General features: G+C 72.1%; 14 protein-coding genes and 1 pseudogene. 11 read left to right on the top strand and 4 right to left on the bottom strand.

Annotation, left to right across the window (positions count from 1 at the left end; genetic code table 11):
• Positions 1 to 61 precede the first annotated feature (61 nt).
• The gene (locus I3V78_RS39435; RefSeq protein ID WP_239576552.1) at positions 62 to 217 is read right to left on the bottom strand and encodes a hypothetical protein; all 156 of its coding nucleotides are present in this window, start codon (positions 215 to 217) and stop codon (positions 62 to 64) included.
• On the opposite strand from I3V78_RS39435, the pseudogene I3V78_RS39430 reads away from it, so the two are divergent.
• From I3V78_RS39430 to I3V78_RS23680, 6 genes and pseudogenes are all read left to right on the top strand, one after another.
• A pseudogene (locus I3V78_RS39430) lies at positions 150 to 1,736 on the top strand (ATP-binding response regulator); the annotation flags it as partial. The gene I3V78_RS39435 and the pseudogene I3V78_RS39430 sit on opposite strands and share 68 nt — an antisense overlap.
• 43 nt (positions 1,737 to 1,779) lie before the next feature.
• A complete protein-coding gene (locus I3V78_RS23700) occupies positions 1,780 to 5,019 on the top strand; it encodes an ATP-binding protein (RefSeq protein ID WP_204490721.1) in 3,240 nt (1,079 codons plus the stop codon).
• A 131-nt stretch (positions 5,020 to 5,150) separates the two neighbouring features.
• Complete coding sequence (locus I3V78_RS23695) at positions 5,151 to 5,468, top strand: hypothetical protein (RefSeq protein ID WP_204490720.1); 318 nt, start codon at positions 5,151 to 5,153, stop codon at positions 5,466 to 5,468.
• A 118-nt stretch (positions 5,469 to 5,586) separates the two neighbouring features.
• Entirely contained in the window at positions 5,587 to 6,330 is a 744-nt protein-coding gene (locus I3V78_RS23690; protein WP_204490719.1) for a protein kinase, read from the top strand.
• A gap of 569 nt (positions 6,331 to 6,899) precedes the next feature.
• Positions 6,900 to 7,688 carry a DUSAM domain-containing protein gene (locus I3V78_RS23685; protein WP_204490718.1) on the top strand — a complete coding sequence of 263 codons (789 nt, stop codon included), beginning with the start codon at positions 6,900 to 6,902 and terminating at the stop codon, positions 7,686 to 7,688.
• A gap of 134 nt (positions 7,689 to 7,822) precedes the next feature.
• Positions 7,823 to 8,566 carry a protein kinase gene (locus tag I3V78_RS23680; RefSeq protein ID WP_204490717.1) on the top strand — a complete coding sequence of 248 codons (744 nt, stop codon included), beginning with the start codon at positions 7,823 to 7,825 and terminating at the stop codon, positions 8,564 to 8,566.
• Positions 8,567 to 8,587: 21 nt separating this feature from the next.
• On the opposite strand, the gene I3V78_RS23675 is transcribed toward I3V78_RS23680, so the two are convergent.
• Complete coding sequence (locus I3V78_RS23675) at positions 8,588 to 10,300, bottom strand: HAD-IG family 5'-nucleotidase (protein WP_204490716.1); 1,713 nt, start codon at positions 10,298 to 10,300, stop codon at positions 8,588 to 8,590.
• 244 nt (positions 10,301 to 10,544) lie between these two features.
• Between I3V78_RS23675 and I3V78_RS23670 the strand changes: the two genes are divergently transcribed.
• Positions 10,545 to 11,435, top strand: a complete 891-nt coding sequence (locus I3V78_RS23670; RefSeq protein WP_204490715.1) for a hypothetical protein — start codon at positions 10,545 to 10,547, stop codon at positions 11,433 to 11,435.
• A 24-nt stretch (positions 11,436 to 11,459) separates the two neighbouring features.
• Here I3V78_RS23670 and I3V78_RS23665 read toward each other — a convergent pair whose 3' ends face one another.
• Complete coding sequence (locus I3V78_RS23665) at positions 11,460 to 13,922, bottom strand: patatin-like phospholipase family protein (protein ID WP_239576551.1); 2,463 nt, start codon at positions 13,920 to 13,922, stop codon at positions 11,460 to 11,462.
• Between the two features lie 141 nt (positions 13,923 to 14,063).
• On the opposite strand from I3V78_RS23665, the gene I3V78_RS23660 reads away from it, so the two are divergent.
• Positions 14,064 to 15,959 carry a sensor histidine kinase gene (locus I3V78_RS23660; RefSeq protein ID WP_204490713.1) on the top strand — a complete coding sequence of 632 codons (1,896 nt, stop codon included), beginning with the start codon at positions 14,064 to 14,066 and terminating at the stop codon, positions 15,957 to 15,959.
• Positions 15,960 to 15,964: 5 nt separating this feature from the next.
• Here I3V78_RS23660 and I3V78_RS23655 read toward each other — a convergent pair whose 3' ends face one another.
• On the bottom strand, positions 15,965 to 16,711 hold the full coding sequence (locus I3V78_RS23655; RefSeq protein WP_204490712.1) for a sulfite exporter TauE/SafE family protein: 747 nt from the start codon (positions 16,709 to 16,711) through the stop codon (positions 15,965 to 15,967).
• Positions 16,712 to 16,805: 94 nt separating this feature from the next.
• Between I3V78_RS23655 and I3V78_RS23650 the strand changes: the two genes are divergently transcribed.
• The 3 genes from I3V78_RS23650 (at position 16,806) to I3V78_RS23640 (ending at position 21,231) form a co-directional block, all read left to right on the top strand.
• Positions 16,806 to 18,089 carry a transporter substrate-binding domain-containing protein gene (locus I3V78_RS23650; protein WP_204490711.1) on the top strand — a complete coding sequence of 428 codons (1,284 nt, stop codon included), beginning with the start codon at positions 16,806 to 16,808 and terminating at the stop codon, positions 18,087 to 18,089.
• Complete coding sequence (locus I3V78_RS23645; RefSeq protein WP_204490710.1) at positions 18,086 to 19,012, top strand: LysR substrate-binding domain-containing protein; 927 nt, start codon at positions 18,086 to 18,088, stop codon at positions 19,010 to 19,012. Before I3V78_RS23650 ends, I3V78_RS23645 begins: the two co-directional genes overlap by 4 nt.
• An 86-nt stretch (positions 19,013 to 19,098) precedes the next feature.
• Positions 19,099 to 21,231 (top strand): serine/threonine protein kinase, encoded by a 2,133-nt coding sequence (locus tag I3V78_RS23640; RefSeq protein WP_204490709.1) that lies wholly within the window; start codon positions 19,099 to 19,101, stop codon positions 21,229 to 21,231.
• The last annotated feature ends 3 nt before the right edge of the window (positions 21,232 to 21,234 follow it).

Genomic DNA, 21,234 nt, shown 5'->3' with positions numbered 1-21,234 from the left:
TCAAGCTGGTCAACAGCCTGCTGGACTTCAGCCGCCTGGAGGCCGGCCGCGCCCAGGTGGCCTACCGGCCCACGGAGCTGTCCTCGTACACCGCCGAGCTGGTGAGCCACTTCGAGTCCGCGGCCCGGCGCGCGGGGCTCGTGCTCACGGTGGACTGTCCGCCCTTGTCCTCGCCTGTCTGGGTGGACCGCGAGGCGTGGGAGAAGATTGTCTTCAACCTGCTGTCCAACGCGCTCAAGTACACCTTCGAGGGAGGCCTCACCGTCTGCCTGCGCGAGGAGTCCGGCCACGCCGTGCTCCGGGTGCGAGACACGGGCACGGGCATCCCCGAGTCCGCGCTGTCGCACCTCTTCGAGCGCTTCCACCGGGTGGAAGGCGCGCGGGCGCGCAGCCACGAGGGCAGTGGCATCGGGCTCGCTCTGGTGCAAGAGCTGGCGCGGTTGCACGGCGGGGCCGCCTCGGCGCACAGCGTCCTGGGCGAGGGCAGCACCTTCACCGTGCGAGTCCCCCTGGGCTCCGAGCATCTGCCGCGCGAGCGGGTCCACGAGGGCGTGGACGGGAGCGACACGGGCACGCGCGCGGCGCCCTATGTCGAGGAAGCCCAGGGGTGGTTGCGCGGGCAGGAGGCCCCGGCCCCGGCTTCCACGCCGGGCCCTCGTGCGCGCGTCCTTGTCGTGGACGACAACGCGGACATGCGCGCCTACGTGACGGGCATTCTCGCGCCCGGCTTCGAGGTGGAGCCGGCGGAGGACGGGCTCGCGGCGCTCGAGTCCGCCCGGGCCCACGCTCCGGACCTCATCGTCTCGGACGTGATGATGCCCCGGCTTGGGGGCTTTGGCCTCCTGCGTGAGGTGCGCGCGAGCGCCGCGCTGCAGGGCGTGCCCTTCCTGCTGCTGTCGGCGCGCGCGGGCGAGGAGGCCGCCGTGGAGGGATTGGAGGCGGGCGCGGACGACTACCTCGTCAAGCCCTTCAGCGCGCGTGAGCTGCTCGCCCGGGTGCGCTCGCACCTGGAGCTGGCGCGGGTACGCCGGGAGGCCATCGCGCACCAGGCACGGCAGTCGGGCCTGGAGGAGGCCGTGCAGTCCCGCGACGACTTCCTCTCCGTGGCCAGTCACGAGCTCAAGACGCCCCTCACCGTCCTGCGCTTGCAACTGGAGACCCACGCGCGCGCGCTGCCGGCCGACGTCTATGCGGACTCGGCCGAGCGGCTGCTCGCCATGCAGCGGCAGACCCAGCGGCTGGCGGCGCTCGTGGAGGAGATGCTGGACGTGTCGCAGCTGGCCACCGGCCAGCTCCAGCCCCAGCGCGGGCGGGTGGAGCTGGCGGCGATCGTGGCCGACGAGGCGGGCCGCTCGCGCGAGGAGCTCACGCGGCGGGACTGCGCGCTCGTGCTCGCGCTGGCGCCGGGACTGGTGGGGGACTTCGACGCGCCGCGCCTGGGCCAGCTCGTGCGCCACCTCCTGTCCAATGCCATTCGGTATGGCCCGGGCAGGCCCGTGGCGGTGCGGCTGCGGCGCGAGGGCGCATGGGCCGTCCTGGAGGTGGTGGACCATGGCATCGGGGTGAAACCCGAGCAGCGCGAGCGCATCTTCCAGCGCTTCGCACGGGCCGAGTCCGCGCGACGCTACGGGGGGCTTGGCCTGGGGCTGTGGGTGTCGCGGCGCGTGGCGGAGGCGCATGGCGGCACCCTGGAGGTCGGCGACACACCCGGTGGGGGGGCCACGTTCACCGTGAGGCTGCCCCTGCCGCCCCCCCGGACACAGCGAAAGGAGACGGGTCGTGAGCGAGCGGGAGCAGGTGCTGGTGGGGGGCGGCGAGACGGGCGCGATCCTGCGGGCCCTGGACTGGAGCCGCACGACCCTGGGGCCCGTGGAGACCTGGCCGCCCGCCCTGCGCTCCGCGGTGGGCCTGATGCTCGCCTCGCCGACCCCGACGGCCTTCTTCTGGGGCCCCGACCTCGTCGTGCTCTACAACGACGGCATGCTCCCCATCTACGGGGCCAAGCATCCCGGCGGCCTCGGGGTGCCCGCGCGCGAGGTCTTCGCGGAGCTCTGGGACGCGCTGCACCCCCTGTTCGACGGGGTAATGGGCACGGGGCGCGCGGTGTACCAGGAGAACCAGCCCTACTTCATGAACCGCCAGGGCTTCGTGGAGGAGGCCTACTTCACCTTCGCCTATACGCCCCTGCGCGACGAGCACGGCCAGGTCGTCGGCGTCTTCGACTTCGTGACCGAGACGACCCGGCAGGTGCTCGGCGAGCGGCGCTTCAAGACGCTGCGCGAGCTGTCCATCCGCGTCGCGTCCGCCCAGACGCTCCGGGCCGTCCTGCTCGGCGCCCAGGAGGTGCTCGAGCGCAACGGCGCGGACGTGCCCTTCGCGCTGCTCTACCGCGCGGAGGACTCCGGTCCCCAGCTGCTCTTGCGCGCGGGCCTGACGGCGGAGGCCCTGGACGTGGTGGAGGCGTCCCCCTGGCCCCTGGGGGACGTGCTGCGCTCGGGCGAGGCCCGTCAGGTCGCGCTGCCCGAGGGGCTCCGGGCGGGACCCTGGCCGGAGCCGGTGCGCGCCGCGCTGCTCCTGCCCCTGACGCTCGAGGGCGACATACCGGACGCCGTGCTCGCGGTGGGGCTCAGTCCCCGGCTGCCCCTGGACGAGGCCTCTCGCGACTTCCTCCAACTGCTCGCCAGCCAGCTCGCCGCCGACGCGGTGCGCGCCCTCACCCACGAGCAGGAGAAGCAGCGCGCCGAGGCGCTCGCCGCGCTGGACCAGGCCAAGACGGCCTTCTTCTCCAACGTGAGCCACGAGTTCCGCACGCCGCTGACGCTCCTGCTCGGGCCCACCGAGAACGCACTCGCCTCGCCCGAGCGGGCCCTCGGCGGGGTGGAGCTGGAGCGCGTGCACCGCAACGCGCTGCGGCTGCTCAAGCTCGTCAACACCCTGCTGGACTTCAGCCGCCTGGGGGCGACCTCCGCCGTGCCCCGCCAGGAGCCCACGGAGCTGGCGGCGCTCACCTCGGGCCTGGCGGGGGCCTTCGACTCGGTGATGGCCACGGCGGGCCTGCGCCTGGTGGTGGACTGCCCGCCCTTGTCCGGACCCGTCTGGGTGGACCCGGACATGTGGGAAAAGGTCGTGCTCAACCTCGTCTCCAACGCCTTCAAGTTCACGCTCCAGGGGGAGATCGCCGTGAGCCTGCGCGAGCGCGAGGGGGGCGTGGCGCTGTCCGTGCGGGACACGGGCACGGGCATTCCCGCGGAGGAGCGGACGCGCATCTTCGAGCGCTTCCACCGGGTGCGGGACGCCCGGGGCCGCAGTGACGAGGGCAGCGGCATTGGCTTGTCCCTGGTGCGCGAGCTGGCGCGGCTGCAGGGCGGCGACGTGACGGTGGAGAGCGTGCCGGGGGAGGGCAGTACGTTCCGGGTGTGGCTGCCCACCGGGCGGCCCGCGGCGGCCTTCGCGCCAGACCCGAGCCGGCGGCGCTCACCCGCCCAGGGCCCGGCGGCCTTCGTGCATGAGGCCGAGCAGTGGTTGGCGCACGCCCCCGAGGCGCGCCCCCGCGCCGAGGCGACCCACGGCCACGTGCTCCTGGCGGACGACAACGCGGACATGCGCGAGTACATGGCCCGGCTCCTGTCGAGCCGCTTCACCGTGGAGGCCGTGGCGGACGGCCAGGCCGCGCTCGACGCGGCGCGGGCCCGGCCTCCGGACGTGGTGGTGTCGGACGTGATGATGCCCGGCCTGGATGGCTTCGCCCTGGTACGCGCGCTCCGGGCGGATCCCCGCACGGCGCCGGTCCCCATCCTGCTCGTCTCCGCGCGCGCGGGCGAGGAAGCCACGGTGGAGGGTCTCCAGTCCGGCGTGGACGACTACCTGACCAAGCCCTTCGCGGCCCGGGAGCTGCTGGCGCGCGTGGAGATCCTGGTGCGGACCTCCCAGGCGCGGACCGAGCGCGAGCGCCTGCTGGAGCAACTGCGGCAGGTGCTGGAGGCCTCGGGCACGGGACTCTGGGAGTTCGAGCCCGACACGCGGAGCATCCGGGTGGATGCGCGGGTGTCGGGGCTGCTGGGGCTCCCGGAGGGTGCGCCCTCGACCCTGGACGAGGCGCTCGCGCGCGTGCACCCCGAGCAGCGCGAGCAGGTCCTCCAGGCGATGGCCGAGTCCCTGTCCGACACGCGTGACGGGGTGTTCTTCGCGGCCTTCCGTGTCCTGGCGCCGGACGCCCCGGCACCGCGCTGGCTGGAGTGCCGGGGCCGGCGGCTGCGCGATGCGCGGGGACGCAGGGTGCTGGCGGGCGTCGTCCTGGACATCACCGCGCGCAAGCAGACCGAGACGGAGCTGCGCACGCGCGCGGACTTCGAGCAGCAGCTCATCGGCATCGTCAGCCACGACTTGCGCAACCCCCTGAGCGCCATCCTCCTGGGCACCACGGCGCTCACCCGGCGCGAGGTGCTGGACGAGCGCGCCACGCGGGCCCTCCTGCGCATCCAGTCCAGCGCCGAGCGCGCCACGCGCATGGTGAAGGACCTCCTGGACTTCACCCAGGCGCGGCTCGGCGGCGGCATTCCCATCGTGCCCCGGGCGGCGGACCTGCACGAGCTGACGCGGGGTGTGCTGGAGGAGGTGGAGGCGGCCCATCCCACGCGCCAACTGGAGGTGCGGCACGAGGGCGAGGGGAGGGGAGAGTGGGACCCGGACCGGCTCGCCCAGGTGGTGCAGAACCTGGTGGTCAACGCCCTCAAGTACAGTCCCGAGGACAGTGTCGTGCGGGTGCGCACGCGCGCGGAGGGCGGGGGGATGAGCCTGAGCGTCGCCAACCAGGGCGAGCCCATTCCGGAGGACCTGCGCGTGCGCCTCTTCGAGCCGATGCAGCGCGGCACCGCCGAGGTGGACAAGCAGGGTCGCAGCGTGGGGTTGGGGCTCTACATCGTCCGGAGCATCGTGGAGGCGCATGGAGGACGCATCACCGTGTCCTCCTCCAAGGACGAGGGCACCGTCTTCACCGTGCGCCTGCCCCGACGGCGCTGACGCCCGGTGTCCCCCCTGTCGCGGCTGCTCTTCTCACCTGGGCAAGGGCGAGTTGAGGAGGGTCGCCTCCTCACTCCACTCGAGCCGTGCGAGCACCTAGCGGAGCAGTCAAAGCAGAAGGGAGAACTCAGATGGATTGGAGGGCAATCAACCTGCGGTGTGCCACGAGCATCTCCCGGGTGGTCAACGTCTTCGAGATCCGCGACATGCGCGGTGTTCCCTGGACCAAATACAAGATCAAGGTTCTCGAGGATGCCTCCGGAGGATTCCTCGCGGTGGCCAATGTGAGTGTACGGAATGACCAGGGTGTTTCCGACGGAGAGGCAGGACTCGGACGGACAGAAGGAGAGGCCCTCCAGGATCTCCTCACGAGACTGGGTGACAGGCTGAACTCTCGCCAGGATTGGCGAGAGGAAGACTTCGAATGGACCGACCCACAGGACTTCTGAGGGACGGATGGGCCTCCGCCGTCAGGGCGAGCCCATTCCGGCGTCCCCCTGTCGTGGCTGTTCTCCTCACGTGACGTCCGCAGTAGGATTCGCCCCCTCACCTCTTGGAAGGGGACACATGGGCGACAGTCGCGATTGGACGGGTTGCAGACTCGGGCAGTATTTCCTCGACAGGCGCTACCCGGACTTCGACGAGTCCGACGGCCAGCTCTACGCCGCGCGCCACGCGGACACGGGCCGCCCCGCGCTTGTGCTCGTGCCGGAGGCCCAGGGCACCTGGACGCCGCGCGGCGACTGGAGCGTGCGTGTCGTCTCCCAGAGCACGCCGCCCTTCCTCGCCACGGAGCTGGAGTGCCCGCCTCCGGCGAGTGCCCGAGCCCTCAGTGACATGAACCTGGGCTTCATCCGGCTCGCGGGGGCGGTGGCGAGTGTCGAGGACCAGCGGGAGGCGAATGAGGCGTTTACCCAAGCCCCCTCACTTCGTGGACTCCAAGGCTGGAGATACCTGAGGACGGGCGCGCTCGTGGCGGGCGCGCTCCTGCTGGTGCTCCTGGTGCTCTGGCCTCGTGTCCTGGCTCCCTCGACTGGAGAACCGCTCTTGTCCGAGAGCCCGCGAACCCAACCCACGGTCTGGACCGACCAAGCGGAGCGGGGGGCCGTCGTTGGCTATCCCATGCCTCCGGTCGCATATCCCGAGCAGATGAAACCTCCCTGTGGAACCGGCGGCTACGTGGAGGTTCGAGGGGGCTGTTGGGCTGAACTCCGACAGGAGCCCCCCTGCGGAGACTTCGCCGAGCATGAGGGCAAGTGCTACGTGCCCGTGCGCGCGAAGAAGCCCGAGCGGCGCTCCGTCACGCCCTGACACCTCCCCCAGTGCGCACGGAGAGCGGCGGCCAGGCCCTTGCGCCCTGGCTCCGGCTGGCCTCCCCTAATTAACTGGTCTAGCCTTGTAAGCATGGAAAGCTCGACTTCCTGTCTCTACGTTATCGGGGCCCTGCTTTGGGGGGTCCTCACGTCCGGTTGCGCGGCTGGTAGGGCGCATTACGCCTTCTCCGGTGGCATGTATGTCACCAATACCTACACGTCGAGCCGTCCCATGATCCTGGCGCAAGCGGCCACGGTGGACTGCCGCCCAGGTGACTCAACAATGACCTGTTGCATCAAGAAGCACCCTCAAGACCCGGTGGGCGCTTGTGGAGCCACGCCATCCGAGGTTGATCAGGTGCTCAGGGCTGTGCGCGCCGATGCTGACGATGACGACTACTCCAACAACGCGTCCTTGCCCGAGTGGAAACAGAACTGCATCCGCAACTTCAACCGGTGCCAGGATCGTAGATGGACGGGCAATTGCCACGACTGCATGCGCTTGTGTGAGGGGCAGCAAGAATGGCCCGACAAGATGTGCAAAGCCCGGAAATGAGGCGAGGAATCGTGTCCGACGAAATCAACTGGAACCGCCTTCGGGATTTGGCTCGAAGGGTCCTAGAACGCAATGAGCCCCTGGAGGTTTCGGATGATGCCCGAGCCCTATTGCTCACGAGCGCCCAAGAGGTGGCCATCAGCCAACAGGACGCGGAAGATGCGCTGCGCAGTCTGCCCACGGCAACGACGCTGTTAAGAGAGATTCGCCAGCGCATCCTGGAGGGGTCGCGGCGACTTGGCAGGACCCGAGACCGGGTGGAGGAACTTCAAGAGAAAGGGGACCTGAACGGTGCACAGCAAGTCATTCGTGACCTGCTCTCCGTGGAGGTTGTCCCCCTCTACCGGGAGCAGGCCGAAATCCTGCTGGACGAATTGACGGGACTTGCCGAGGTGCTCGCAACCGGGCGGATCAATCCGGACCTTCACGACCGGCAACAACTCGCCGTTCTCGTGCAACGCATCCAGCAGGGTCACCCCCTGGAAATCACCGACGACTTGCGCGCCCTTGTTCGTCAGACCGCCCCCACGGCAGCTATCAGCGAGACCGAGACGGAAGAGGCCCTGAAGAGCCCGGAAGGCGCCGAGGCCCTGATGGGGATTGTCCTCGCTCGCTTCCGGAAGGCCCAAAGCCGGTTCCTCCGCTCGATGTACCGGATGACGAGCCTTCGGGACGCTGGGAATCCCGAAGGCGCCCGCCAGCAGATGCGTGACGTGCTCGCCGTGGAGGTCGTGCCGCTGTACCGCGAGATGGCCGAGGAACAGCTAAGGGGCCTCGACAGCCCGCCCCCGGGGTCGTGAGCTTGCCCCAGTTACGTGGACCGTAATGCGCCTGCCCCGGCGGCGCTGACACCCGGTGTCCCCCCTGTCGCGGCTGTTCTCCTCACGTGACGTCCGCAGTAGGCTGCGCCCCCTCACCTCGTGGAAGGGGACACATGGGCGACAGCCGCGATTGGACGGGTTGCAGACTCGGGCCGTATTTCCTCGACAGGCGCTACCCGGACTTCGACGAGTCCGACGGTCAGCTCTACGCCGCGCGCCACGTGGACACGGGCCGTCCCGCGCTCGTGCTCGTGCCGGAGGCCCAGGGCACCTGGACGCCGCGCGGCGACTGGAGCGTGCGTGTCGTCTCCCAACGCAGTCCGCCCTTCCTCGCCACGGAACTGGAGTGCCCGCCTCCGGCGAGTGCCCGGGCCCTCAGCGACATGAACCTGGGCTTCATCCGGCTCGCGGGGGCGGTGGCCAGCATCGAGGACCAGCGGGAGGCGAACGAGGCGTTCACCCAGTCCCCCTCACGTCGCGGACTCCAAGGCTGGAGACACCTGAGGACGGGCGCGCTCGCGGCGGGCGCGCTCCTGCTCGTGTTCCTGGTGTTCTGGCCCCGTGTCCTGGACCCCTCGACTGGAGGAACGCTCGTGTCCGAGAGCTCGCGAATCCCCTCCACGCTCTGGAGCGACCTGGCAGAGGGCGGCCCCGTCATCGGCTACCCCATGCCCGCGGTCGCCTTTGCCGAGCAGATGAAACCTCCCTGTGTAGGCGGCGGCTCCGTGGAAATTCGCGGGGGCTGTTGGATCGAGACACCAGAGAAGCCCCCTTGCCAGGAGACCGCCGAGCACCAGGGCAAGTGCTACGTGCCCGTGCGCGCGAAGAAGCCCGAGCGGCGCTCCGTCACGCCCTGAAGGCGAGGGGCCCGGCGCGGCTCAGCCGTCACCCGGGGCGGGGCTCTCGCTGCCCTCGGGGGACAGCTTCGCGCTCCAGGCTCCGGCCTGCTCGTGGGGCATCAGGTCGCGCGGCGAGCGGTAGTACTGCAAGGGCGAGTCATAGAGGAAGTTGGACACCCGGCTCGTGTACAGGCACGCGTAGCGCTCCACCTGCTCGCCGAAGCGGCTGTTCTCGCTGCCTTCCTTGAAGAGCAGGCCCCAGTACGGGTTGAAGCCTTCCTCCACCTCGCGCTCCAGCGTGTCGGCGATGTCCGTGGCCTCGCGCAGCGCCCAGCGCAGCTTGTCCAGCTCCGCCTTCACCCGCCGCCGCTCCTCCTCCACCTCCGCCAGCGCCTCGGGCGTGAGCCCTCCGCGCTCCAGCTTGCGGTCCAGGGCGTTGAGCTGGCCCTTGTGGTCCGCCACCGCCTCGTCCAGCCGCTCGCGCGTGAGCTCCACCTCGCTCAGCTCCGAGATGCGCTCGCGCTGGCCTTCCGTGTAGGTGAGCTCGTCCTCGATCTCCTGCACCACCATGCACGTGCGCCACAGCGACGTCTTCTTGGACTTGAGGATGTCGCCGTAGATGTGGTCGCCCACGTAGAGGATGCACTCGCCCGCGCGGCGGGTGAACTGCTCGAACTGCCGCAGGTTGCCGCCCTGGTACACCTTGCCGCGCTCCAGGCTCGTGGCCTCGCCCAGCACCTGGGCCTCCTCGCCGGGGCCGGCCACCTCCAGCTCCAGGAAGGGCCGCTGCTCGGCGAAGAAGGCGGGCTTGGCCGCCAGCGTCACCACGTAGTCGAAGTAGTTGCGCCAGCTCGCGTACTCCGGCGTCTGGCCGTCCAAGAGGTAGCGCATCACCGCGTCCGTGTAGTCCCACGCGGAGTTGGTCAACAGGAACAGCCGCTTGCCCCCCGAGCGCAGCTTGTGCAGCGCCGGGCCCAGCTCCGGATCCTGGAAGATGTAGCGCGGCAGATCCTTGCGCACCTCGCGCTTGAGCGAGTTGTCGCGGTGCACGGCGTCGATGGCGTCGCGGATGTCGTCGTACAGCCGGCCGTAGTCCACGCGCTGCCCGAGCGACTCGAGCAGCTCGATGATGCCCGCGAACAGCCACGCCTCGGGCAGGGCGAAGAGCGTGTCGATCCACGCGAAGCGCGGATCCTTCAGCCGCACGCGCTGGTTGCGGTAGAGCGCGTGCCAGGTCTCGCGCTGCAGGGGCCGCAGGCCGTGCCACGCCCGACCCACGTAGCCGAAGCGATCCATCTTCAACAGGTTGCCGTTGGTCTTGTCCACGGCGAGCCCGCGCATGACGAAGTGGTGGTCGTACTGCAGGTGGCCGATGACGGACGGGTAGCCGCGCTCGCAGATGAGCTTGGCGAGCGTCATGTCATAGGCGAGCTGCTCGAGCCGGCGCATGTGGTAGATGGCCAGCGTGTAGTCCATGTCGAAGCCGACCAGCTCGATGCCCGACATGCGCAGGTTGCGGTTGACGAAGATGTCGCGCGCCCGGGACACGTGGGTGGGGCGGGCCGGGGGCGCCTCGAGCAGCCGCGTGACCTGGGTGTCCGCGAAGAGGCTCCGGGCTCGGCGCTCGGCGTCCTCGGCGTGGGCCCGGTTGCGCGAGCTGCGGAAGCTGCCGTGCAGGGGATCCGGCGTCGTCGGACTGCCGGGGATCGGGGCGGTCGGAGAGAGTTTCGGAGACAAGGGACACACAGACATACCACGTCCACCGAGGGGGCCACCATGCACCCGGGACCCAGGCCTCCGTCCTCCGTCCATCGTTCGACGTCCGGGCTCCCGCCCGGGCCCCGGCGCGAACCGTCGAGCGGGCGACAGTCCCTCCCAAAAGCCTCAATTCCTCACTACCTGAGTCAACCCCGGAACCCCAGTTTTGACGCGTGACGTTGCCCACTGGCCGGAGTCTTGGGCGCACCCTGTTCACCCGTCACCCAGGAGGTAGGCCATGAAGAAGATGAGGCTCGCTGGTGCGTTCGTGTTGTCGCTCGCCGTGGGGTGTGGCCCGGTAGAGGACGGCGCACCCGAGGACTCCGGGTCCTGGGGCGAGGTCGGTCAGGCACTGGAGGAGGACAACGGGCTGGCGTTCAATGGGCTGGCGTTCAATGGCCTGGCCTTCAACGGACTGGCCTTCAACGGGCTGGCGTTCAATGGCCTCGCCCACCGGGACTTCTTCGGCTGGTTCAACCAGCACCCCGAGGAGTCGGCCACCTTCATGAAGTACCTGGTGCGCTGCGCCGTGCCCGAGGGGCAGTACCGCTACTTCTGGGATGGACGGCGGGCGTACGCGTGGGCGGGCAACCTGGGCCTCGCGCCGGGCTGGTCCTCGGGGGGCACCATCACGCTGGAGGAGCAGCAGACCGTGAGCGCGTGCCTGGGGGCGCTCACCAACAAGTACGGCGCCTCGGTGCTCGTGTCCCTGCGGGGCACCACCGCCCCGGGTGTCCCCATCCCCGTGAGCGCCGGGGAGCAGGCCAGCCACACCATCCGGGAGGGGTGCTTCTTCGGCAACCTCTTCACCCAGGAGGGCCTGTTCGTGGGCAATGATCAGGGCATGTTCTCGCCTTCCCAGAGCAGCCCGCGCGCCTGCGCGCTGGGAGGGCCTCACGCGTGCCCGCCCCTCAAGCACGTGGGCACCTGCCACGCCATCTGCCAGCCGGACGCCACCGGCTCGGCCTTCGCGCGCTGCACCTACAAGGGCGTGAGCTACCGGACGATCACCACGCGCATCCGCCCGCAGGACGTCTACACGTGCGGCGATGGCGTGTGCCAGTCCACGGAGTCGTGCGGCAAGGATCAGCGCGCCGACTCCTGCCGACTGGACTGCGGCAAGTGCTGAGCCGCCCGGGGGCGGGTGGGGCGCTCACCAGCGGGTGAAGAGCACCTCCACGCCCACGGCCGTCTCCTTGAAGATCTTGGGCCGCGACGAGCGCCAGGCCTCGCCCTGGCGCCGGTTGATCATGGACAGCGGCACCGCCACGCGCACGCCCACCACCTCGGACAGATCCAGGCCCAGGCGCACCTCGGGCAGCATGGCGGACCACTCCTCGGGGCCGCGCAGGTAGCTGCCCGAGGCGCCCACGCCCACGCGTCCGCGCACGTAGGGGCCCAGCGCCAGCAAGGGCAGCGCGCCGGAGAAGCCATCCAGGTCCGACACCCAGTCCGCGTAGGCCCCGAGCGTGGCCCAGCGCAGCCGGGTGCTGCCGGGGATGAGCTGATCCTGATCCCTCACGCCGAAGCCCGACAGCGCCACGCCCAGGCGCAGCTCGCTCCGGTCGAACAGGTCCTCCAGGTCGCGATCCTCGAAGGCGAACAGGGGCGCCTCCCACCCCACGCCCACGCCCTTCTGCCGGCTCAACTGCAGCGTGAAGGCGCCGTGCGGGGGCGTGTAGGTCAGCCACTTGTCCAGGAAGGTGGCGCCCGCGGGCCGCAGGATGAGCCGCAGCGCGCCCTGCTGCCGGGTGACGAGATCATGGAAGGCCCGGCCCACGCGCTCGCGCACGGGCATGAAGTCCGAGCGGGTGCCGCTGGCGCGCGTCACGCCCATCACCCCGGGGCTGTAGTGGTAGCCCGTGTCCTTCAGCGCGCGCAGGAGCACGTCCACGTCGTCCTCGCGCAGCCGGCCGATGCGCGCGCGCTGGGTCAGCGCGTCCGACGCCTGGCGCAGCCGGCCCAGCTCCACCAGGTCCGACGTCCCCTCGCACACGCCGTCCTCCACGCAGCGGAACTTCTCCGAGGCCACGCCGAGCACGTGCCGCACGCGCGCCTCGCGATCCCACGGCAGCTCCATGGCCGAGGCGGGCACCAGGGCCTCCACCGTGCGCGTGGTGGAGAACTGGGTGGAGAGGAACCGGATGGCGTCGTGCATGCCCCGGAAGAAGTCGTGCTCGCGGAAGCGCCGGTCGAAGAAGCCCATCATCGCGAAGCGGAACTCCGAGGGCAGCACCGCGCCGCGCCGCGGAATCTTGATGCGTCCGGACAGGGTGGGGTCGTGCTCCAGGGTGTCCAGCACCACGCTGTCCTGGGACGCGGCGAGCAGGCTGCCCAGGTGCCGCAGGTAGGTCGCCTCCAGGGGGCTGCGCAGCCGCTCCTCGCGCTCCTCCGGCGGCGCCCACCGCCAGTCGACGACGTCCTGGTCCAGGTAGATGATGGGGAAGCGCGAGCCGTCGAGCGTCTGGGCGCGCGGCTCCACCTGCTCCACCCAGCGCCGGCCGAGCCGCACCGCCAGGTCCAGCGGGTTGTTGTTGAGCACGCCGCCGTCCACCAGCTTGAGCGACTGCTGCGGCGACCAGCGCACCTCGTCGAAGAACGACACCGAGACGTCCACGGGCGAGAACGCGAGCGGGAAGGCGCCCGAGGCCTGGGGGGTGCGCAGCAGCGCCTCCAGCGTCACGCTCTGGCCGCCCGTGGTGCGCTCGGGCAGGTCCGCGCTCAGGGCGGGGTAGAAGCGCAATTCGTCGCGCTCCACCTGGATGTAGGGCGGGGCGAGGCCCTGGGTGCCCTGGAGGAAGGGCAGCCGCACCGTGGGCGCCTTTGCGCCGTGGGTCATCACCTGGACGACGATCTTCTCGGTGACGCGCTTGAGCGAGGCGCGTGACTCCTGGATGCCGGAGCCGAAGGGCACGTCGCGGCCCTTGAGGTTGGTCGCGGTGAGGCCCAGCGCGAAGGAGCACGCGTCGCGAAAGCGCGTGCCCGCGGTCTCGGTGGCGATGACCTGGAGCGTCTCCGTCATGTAGGCGTCGTTGAAGAGGTGATCGCCCCGGTGGGGATCCTTCTCCGGCAGCAGGGGCTCCAGGTCCAGCCGGTCCACCCAGACCCGCCAGAAGAGGCTCTTCTCGGGGGACCACTCGGGGGCCTCGAAGGCCAGGTCACACGAGGCGAGCCCGCCGAGCAGGGCGTTCACCGCGCCCGCCGAGGCGCCCGTCCACACGCGGGGCATGGGATCGCCAATCCGGCCATGGCCCTCGCGGCGGGCCACGCTCCAGAAGCGCACGAGCGTGGAGAGCACCCCGGCCTGGTATGCGCCCAAACTGACGCCGCCGCTGACCACGAGCACGGGCGCGCTGCGCTCGGTGGCCTGGGCGAGCGCGAGCGCGAGCGCGGGGTTCTCCACGTTGCCGGGCAGGAACTCCGTGCTCGGGGGGACGTCGGTGGCCACGGCCGGGGGCGGCTCGGGAGGAGGCGCCGGAGGCTCCTCGGTGGAGGGCTCCTGGGCAGGGGGCGGCTCGGCGGGAGGGGGCTCGTCGGCGGCACGGGCCACGGGGCCCTGGGCGAGCTGGAACAGGAGGACGGTGCTGGCGAGCCGGGAGGCGCGGGTACGTCGCATGCCGCCCAGTCTGACATCGCGGACCGTCATCCGGCTCGCACTCCGCGCGTGGATTCACGAAGATCCGGGCGGAGGCGGGAAAAATCCGTCCCATCGCAGGGGGGATCCCTCCGCGCCGTCCAGTCGCTAAAAGGGGGGGACATGAGCCCGTTGGCCAGAGTGCTCGAGGAACGAAGCGACGACATCCTGAGGCGATGGCGCGAGCGGGTGCGCCCGCGGGATGCGGACGTTCCCCTCGCGCGCGTCCTGGAGGGGCTCGGGGCCTCGCTGCGCGGAGAGGCGGGCGCGCCCCCCGAGGCCGCGTGGCCCGGCGTCGCGCTGAGCGAGCAGGTGCGCGCGTGCCACCTGCTGCGCGACGTGGTGCTCGAGGTGATCGCCGAGCGACAGCTCCCGGTGTCCCGGGAAGAGGAGCGGCGGCTCTCGGACCTGGTGGCCCGGCTCGTCACCGAGGCGGTGGAGGCGCACACGCGCGCGCAGGACGTCCTGCGGCACCAGGCGCGCGTCGCCCAGGAGACCGAGCGCGCCCAACTCGAGTCCCTCGTCCAGCACGTCCCCCTGGCCATCGCCGTCCTCCGGGGCCCCGCGCTCGTCTTCGAGATGCTCAACGCCGAGACCCAGCGCGTGTGGGGCCGACCCCGGGAGCAATTGCTGGGCAAGCCCCTCCTGGAGGCCCTGCCAGAGCTGGTGAGCCAGGGCTTCGACACCCTGCTGCACGAGGTGATGGCCACGGGCAGGCCCTACGTGGGTCCGGAGGTCTCCGTGCCCGTGCGGCAGGCGGATGGCTCGGTGGGCACGTGCTACTTCAACGTCACCTACGCGCCGTGGTGGAGCGATGCCGCGGCCGTGTCGGGCGTGCTCGTGGCGGCCATGGACGTGACCGAGTGGGTGCGTGCGCGCGAGGCGGTGCTCCGGGAGCGCCGGCGCGTCGAGCAGGCCCGGACCGGGGTGCTCGACGCCCTGGCGGCCCAGTCGCTCGTGGGGGTGGCCTACCTCCAGGGCCCCGAGCATGTCTTCCAGATGGCCAACGCCGCGCACCTGCGGATGCTGGACCGCGACGTGATGGGGCAGGGCGTACGCAACGCCTTCGCGGACATGGCCGACCAGGGCTTCTTCGAGCTGCTGGACCGGGTGAACCAGACGGGCGAGCCGTTCGTGGCCCGGGAGACGCCCGTGCGCATCGGGCCGGGCCGCACCCGCGGGCCGTACGAGCACCTGTGCGACTTCACCTACCAGCCGGTGCGCGGACCCGAGGGGGAGATCGAGGGCCTGCTCACGCTCGTGGTGGACGTGACGGAGCAGGTGCGGCAGCGGCGCGCCGCCCAGCGCCTGGCCGAGGAGGAGCGCACGCGCCGCGACTTCGAGCAGTACCTCATCGGCATCGTCAGCCACGATCTGCGCAACCCCCTGAGCTCCATCCTCCTGGGGCTCCAGCTGCTCTTGCGCCGCGAGGATCTGGAGGAGCGCACCCGCCAGTCGCTCGTGCGGCTGCACGCGAGCACCGAGCGCGCGGTGCGCATGGTGCGCGACCTGCTCGACTTCACCCAGGCGCGGCTGGGCGGTGGGCTCAAGGTCGAGCGCGTGCCCGGGGACCTGCACGTCCTGGTGCGCTCGGTGTTCGACGAGTTGCTGACCACGCATCCCGAGCGCGAGTTGCGGTTGGAGATGAGCGGAGACGGCCAGGGCAGCTGGGACGGCGACCGCATCGCGCAGCTGTTGGGCAACCTGCTCGCCAATGCGCTCAAGTACAGCCCCCCGCACAGCCGGGTGACGGTGCGCTCGGTGGGACAGGACGAGGCGATGGTGCTGGAGGTGCACAATGGGGGCGCGCCCATCGCCGCCGAGGCCTTGCCCCGGCTCTTCCAGCCCCTGCAGCGCGCGGTGGAGGGGACGGACCCCACGAGCCGCAGCGTGGGCCTGGGGCTGTACATCGTGGATCAGATCGTGCGCGCGCACGGCGGCGACATCCGCGTGGAGTCGAATCCGAAGGCGGGGACGACCTTCCGCGTCCGTCTGCCCCGCGCGCCGCCCCCGCCGTAGCGCCGTCACTTCGCGCGCATGAAGAAGGCGACGGTCATCAGCGTCGAGACGAGGAGGATGCCGCCTCGGAGCACCTGGGGCGAGAGCCGCCGGGCCAGCCGCGCCCCGCCGTAGCCGCCCACCACCGCGCCGCTCAGGAGCAGCAGTGTCTGGGGCCAGGCCACCCGGCCCGCGACGATGAAGCAGAGCACCGCGCTGGCGCCGGTCGCGGCCACCAGCACCGTCCGCGCCGGGTTGAGGTTGTGCGCTCCGGAGGAACTCAGGAGGCTCCAGACCGCCATCATCATGATGCCCACGCCGCCCACGAAGTAGCCGCCATAAAGGGTGAGCAGGAACTGGAGGCCGAGCACCGCCCCGGGCGAGACGCGCACCCGGCGGCGCAGCGCCTCGCCCGCGCGCCGGCCCCCGGCGAACACGAGCGTCGCCCACAACAGCAGCCATGGCAGCACCTGATCGAAGGCCCGCTGGGGCGTGAGCAAGAGCAGCGTCGCGCCGAGCAGGCCCCCGAGCACGCTCACCCCCAGCATCCTCCCGAGGGAGACGCCACCCACGGGCCGGAGGTCCTCCCGGTAGGCCCACGCGCTCGCCAGGCCGCCGGGAAAGAGCGCCACGGTGCTCGAGGCGTTGGCGGCCAGGGAGGGCACCCCGACGAGCACGAGCGCGGGCAGCGCGAGGAAGGAGCCGCCCCCCGCCAGGGCATTCATCGCCCCCGCGAGCAGGCCGGCCCCGAGCAGCAGCGGAGCGGAGTCCATGCCCCCAAGCTGTCGCCGGAGGGCGCGCCGGACAATCTGGAAGTTCCGGAGACGGACTTCGCCTCCGCCGAAGGCTTGGGGCAGAGTCCCCGGGATGGCTCCTTGTGTCCTTCGTGTCCGTGCCGTCCTCGTGGGCGCGGTGCTGGCCCTCGCCGCGGCGTGCACCACCCCCTCGGCCACGGCCCCCGCCGCGCGCGAGGCCCCCGTCCTGCGCGTGGGCACCAGCGGCGACTATCCGCCCTTCACCTCGATGCGGGAGGACGGCCGGGTGTCCGGCTTCGACGCCGCGCTCCTGGATGCCTACGCGGCCGAGCGCGGCTACCGCCTGGAGTGGGTGCGCTTCCACTGGCCCGGGTTGGTGGCGGACCTCACCGCCCACCGCTTCGACCTGGCCGCCAGCGGCCTCACCCTCCGGCCCGAGCGCTCGCTGGTGGGGCGCTACACGGTGCCCGTGGCGCGCAACGGGGCCCTGGTGCTCCTGCGGCGTCCGGCCTGGGCCCCGGCGCCCACGGGTCCCGAGGCCCCGCTCGCCACCCTCCAGGCGCTGGACCGGCCCGAGTTCCGGCTCGCGGTGAACCTCGGCGGCCACCTGGAGCGCGTGGCCCGCGCCCACTTCCGGCACGCGCGCATCCTCGCCATTCCCGGCAACGCGGTGCGCGAGGCCCTCGTCTCGGGCCAGGCCGACGCGCTGCTCACCAACACCGTCGAGGGCCCCCGCTGGGCCGAGGGCCTCACGGGCCTCGAGCGGGTGGGGCCCTTCACCCAGGACACGGTGGCGCTCTACGTGGAGGCCTCGCGCGCGGAGCTCGCCGCGGATCTGGACACGTGGCTCCTGGCCCAGGAGGCGAGCGGGGCACTGGCGCGGTGGCGGGAGAGGTACCTGGGCGAGGGCGCCCGGGAGGCCACCGCCACGCCCGTGGACGCGCTGCTCGTCGCGACCGCCGAGCGCCTGGCGCTGATGCCGCGGGTGGCCGAGGCCAAGCGGCGCGCGGGTGTGCCCCTGGAGGTGCCCGAGCAGGAGGCCCGGGTGCTGGAGGCCGCCCGCCGTGACGTGCATCAGGCCGCGCGCGACCTGGGCCTGCCCGCGCCCTCGGACGCCGCCATCACCGCCTTCTTCCAGGCCCAGATGGACGCGGCCAAGCAGGTGCAGGCGCGTGCCCCCCGCACGGACGGGCCCGCGGATTCCCTCGAGGACCTGCGCGCGGCCCTGGCGCGGATCAGCGCGCGCATCGCCACGCTCGTGCCCCGGGTCCCCGGCGGCCTGGCGCCCGACGCCCTGCGGCGCCAGACCCGCGCGCAGCTCGCCGCCTCGGGCCTGACCCCCGGCGAGTGTGACCGCCTCGCGGAGGCCCTGGCCGCCCTCGGCCCGGCCCGATGAGCCCGACACGGGAGGCGCTCTCCCGGGCGCTGACGGACCTGACCGACCTGCGGCTGTTCCTCGCGGTGGCCGAGACGGGCAGCATCACCCGGGGGGCCCGGCGGGTGCACCTGTCCCTCGCCGCCGCGAGCGAGCGCATCCACCGCCTGGAGGACGGGTGGGGGGTGGCGCTGCTGGAGCGGCGGGGGCGGGGCGTGCGGCTGACGTCGGCGGGCGAGGCCCTGGTGCCCGAGGCCCGCGCGGTGCTCCTCCAGGTGGAGCACCTCCAAGGCGCCATCGCCCTGCATGCCCAGGGGCTGCGGGGGCGCGTGCGGCTGTTGTGCAACACGGCGGCCCTGTCCGGCGCGCTCCCGGAAGCGCTCGGCGCCTTCCTCGCCCAGCATCCGCTCGTGGACGTGGAACTGGAGGAGCGGCCCAGCCCGGACATCGTCCAGGCCGTGGCGGAGGGCCGGGTCGAGGTGGGACTCGTGGCGGACACGGTGGACCTGGGCGGCCTGGAGACCTTCGCCTTCCAGGAGGACCGGCTCGCGGTGGTGATGGCGCCCGGGCACCGCCTCGCGATGCGCCGCGCGGTGGCCTTCGCCGAGGTGCTGGACGAGCCCCTCGTCGGCCTCGCCGAGGGCAGCGCCCTCCAGGAGATGCTGGAGGCCCAGGCCCTTCGGCTTGGCCGTCCGCCGCGCTACCGGCTGCGCCCGCGGGGCGTGGAGGAGGTGTGCCGGGTGGTGGCGCTCGGGGGCGGGGTGGGGGTGGTGCCCGGGGCGGCCGCCCGGCGCTGGCGGCGCCCGCTCGGCCTGCGCGCCGTCCCTCTGGAGGACGTCTGGGCCCGGCGCCAGCTTACCCTGTGCGTGCGCCGCCTCGACGGGTTATCCCCGTTCGCCCGGCTGCTCGTCGACGGGCTGCGGCGCTCCCCGCTTGCGGGGTGAAGAGGCGACGTGGCACGCTCATGGCCCCCCATGAAGTCCCTCGTTCGCCGCCCATCGTCCATCGCCGCGCCGCACCCGAGGACGGGATGAGCAGCACCTACCGGTTGACCGGCCGCACCGAGGCCGGAGAGCTCTCCGAGTTGTACGAGGCCGTCCAGGAGCCCGAGGGGCTCCCGGTGGTCATCAAGCTCTTCACCGCGAAGACGTCGGACACGCGCTACGCCACCACGCTCGCCGCCACCTATGGCGTGCTCAACCCCCTGTCGGCCGAGGGCGTGGTGCACGTGCTGGACATGGGCTTCGTGAAGAACCGCCTGGCCGTGGTGCGCGAGGCGGTGGACGGCCCGAGCCTGGGTCTGGCCCTGCAGCGGCTCAACACCAAGGAGGTCATCCTCCCGCCGTCCGTGGCGCTCAGCCTCATCATCCAGATCCTCGATGCCGTGGACCTGGCGCATGGCGCGGGCGTGGTGCACGGCGCCATCACCCCGGCCAACGTGCTGCTCTCGCGTGACGGCCACCCGCACGTGTGTGACTTCGGGGCGCTGCAGGCGCTCCTGGCCGTCCCGGAGCTCAAGCGGGCCTTCGCGCGGGGCCGCAGCGCCTACCGCGCCCCCGAGGTGGGCAAGGGCGGCGAGCCCACGTCGCTCTCGGACCTCTACTCCATCGGCGCCATCGCCTACGAGCTGCTCACCCTGCGCGAGGCCGTCATCGGCGATGGCGGCGGCGGGGTGAGCACGCGCCGCGCGGCCCTGCCTCCGCCCAGCCGGTTGGATCGGCGCCTGCACGCGAAGTTGGATCCCATCATCCTGCGCGCCCTGGAGGCCACGCCCACGCGGCGCTACGGCTCGTGCGCGGAGATGGCCCAGGCGCTGCGCGGCTTCCTGTCCAACCAGGGCGGCCTGCCCGGGGCCGAGGACGTGCGCCGCTTCATCACCGAGCTGGTGCCCAACGGGGTGTCGCTCACCACGCCGGGGCCGGTGCCCTTCGCCGAGGCGTTCCCCCTCACGCCCATCTCCGGGGTGTCCTCGCTGGCGCAGCTGCGCGCGGACGCCCTGGAGAAGTCCGTGGTGGCGCGCGTGCCGTTCAGCCCCGCGCCCAATGACGCGGACACCATGGACGCGCCGCCCGCCTTCGAGGAGTACCACCCGTCCATGTTCCCGGACACCCCGCCGCCCGGCATCGCCCTGGCGCCCCCGGCGAAGGTGCTCGAGTCCACCCACATCATCACCCCGGGCGAGCCCGATCGCACCGCCGTGGGCACGGCGCCGCCGGGCGTGGAGGTCACCCACTTCGGCCGCCAGCGCGGCGGGGAGCGCGGCGTCGTCGCCCGCGCGCCCGAGCGCCCCGAGGGCCCGCCCAAGGACGACGAGCAGACGTGGGTGGCGCCGCCCGGTGCCCCGCCCGTCAAGTCCACGCGCCGCGCGCCGGTGTCCCTGTCGGGGGGCGGCGAGGGCACGCGCATCGGGAAGAATCCCCGCCTGCGGCTCGTGGAGGACTTCTCCAAGCCCGCGCCGGGCACCCCGGTGGCCGCGTCCTCGCATCCGGTGGATCCGGACGACCTGCGCGACACGGATCGCATCGAGGTGACGGTGGCGCGCCAGCGTCCGCGGCCGCCGCCCGCGCCCCCGCCCGCGTCCGTGGCGTCCGAGGACTACGCCGCCGTGCCCGCGCCCTCCCAGCTGGAGGTGCCCGCGGCCGGGGGCCGGGGCGGGCGGCTGTTCACCGAGGAGCGCAACCTCCTGGAGGACGCGCGGCGTCGGCGCCGGATGATGTCCGTGGCGGGCAGCGTGGCCGGGGTGGGGCTCGTCTGCTTCGCCTTCGGCATGTGGCGCTTCGTCCAGCGCACCCGCGAGGAGGATCCGGATCCCAAGGTCGCCGCCGTGAGCGAGACCGTGCGCGAGTACCTGCGCGAGCCGGCCGCCCCGCCGCCCAGCCCCGAGCCGACCCCGCCCGTGCCCGTGGAGACCCCCCGGGAGGACGCCAAGGCCAGTCAGGCCTGGCTCACCATCCGGGCCAACCGCCCGGCGCGGGTGTACGTGGACGGCGTGCGCATCAAGCGCGCGCTGCCCCTGGTGAACCTCCCGGTGAAGGCGGGCGATCGCAAGGTCGTCGTGGAGACCACGGGCACGCCGCGCCTGCGCGAGGTGTTCGAGGTGCACGTGCAGGGCGGAGAGCACCGGCTCCTGGAGCCCATCTTCCCCGAGACCCGCCGCCGCTGAGGC

Origin of the sequence: Archangium primigenium (assembly GCF_016904885.1) — a bacterium.
In the GTDB taxonomy this organism is placed as follows: domain Bacteria; phylum Myxococcota; class Myxococcia; order Myxococcales; family Myxococcaceae; genus Cystobacter; species Cystobacter primigenius.
The sequence above is the reverse complement of the archived record's forward strand: the minus strand, read 5'-3'. Positions and strand labels throughout refer to the sequence as shown.

What these genes read in the sequence shown, in the direction of transcription:
- I3V78_RS23695 (WP_204490720.1), top strand. Translation starts at nt 5,151, where the DNA reads ATGGATTGGAGGGCAATCAACCTGCGGTGTGCCACGAGCATCTCCCGG.
- I3V78_RS23690 (WP_204490719.1), top strand. Translation starts at nt 5,587, where the DNA reads ATGGGCGACAGTCGCGATTGGACGGGTTGCAGACTCGGGCAGTATTTC.
- I3V78_RS23680 (WP_204490717.1), top strand. Translation starts at nt 7,823, where the DNA reads ATGGGCGACAGCCGCGATTGGACGGGTTGCAGACTCGGGCCGTATTTC.
- I3V78_RS23675 (WP_204490716.1), bottom strand. Translation starts at nt 10,300, where the DNA reads ATGTCTGTGTGTCCCTTGTCTCCGAAACTCTCTCCGACCGCCCCGATC.
- I3V78_RS23670 (WP_204490715.1), top strand. Translation starts at nt 10,545, where the DNA reads ATGAAGAAGATGAGGCTCGCTGGTGCGTTCGTGTTGTCGCTCGCCGTG.
- I3V78_RS23665 (WP_239576551.1), bottom strand. Translation starts at nt 13,922, where the DNA reads ATGCGACGTACCCGCGCCTCCCGGCTCGCCAGCACCGTCCTCCTGTTC.
- I3V78_RS23660 (WP_204490713.1), top strand. Translation starts at nt 14,064, where the DNA reads ATGAGCCCGTTGGCCAGAGTGCTCGAGGAACGAAGCGACGACATCCTG.
- I3V78_RS23655 (WP_204490712.1), bottom strand. Translation starts at nt 16,711, where the DNA reads ATGGACTCCGCTCCGCTGCTGCTCGGGGCCGGCCTGCTCGCGGGGGCG.
- I3V78_RS23650 (WP_204490711.1), top strand. Translation starts at nt 16,806, where the DNA reads ATGGCTCCTTGTGTCCTTCGTGTCCGTGCCGTCCTCGTGGGCGCGGTG.
- I3V78_RS23645 (WP_204490710.1), top strand. Translation starts at nt 18,086, where the DNA reads ATGAGCCCGACACGGGAGGCGCTCTCCCGGGCGCTGACGGACCTGACC.
- I3V78_RS23640 (WP_204490709.1), top strand. Translation starts at nt 19,099, where the DNA reads ATGAGCAGCACCTACCGGTTGACCGGCCGCACCGAGGCCGGAGAGCTC.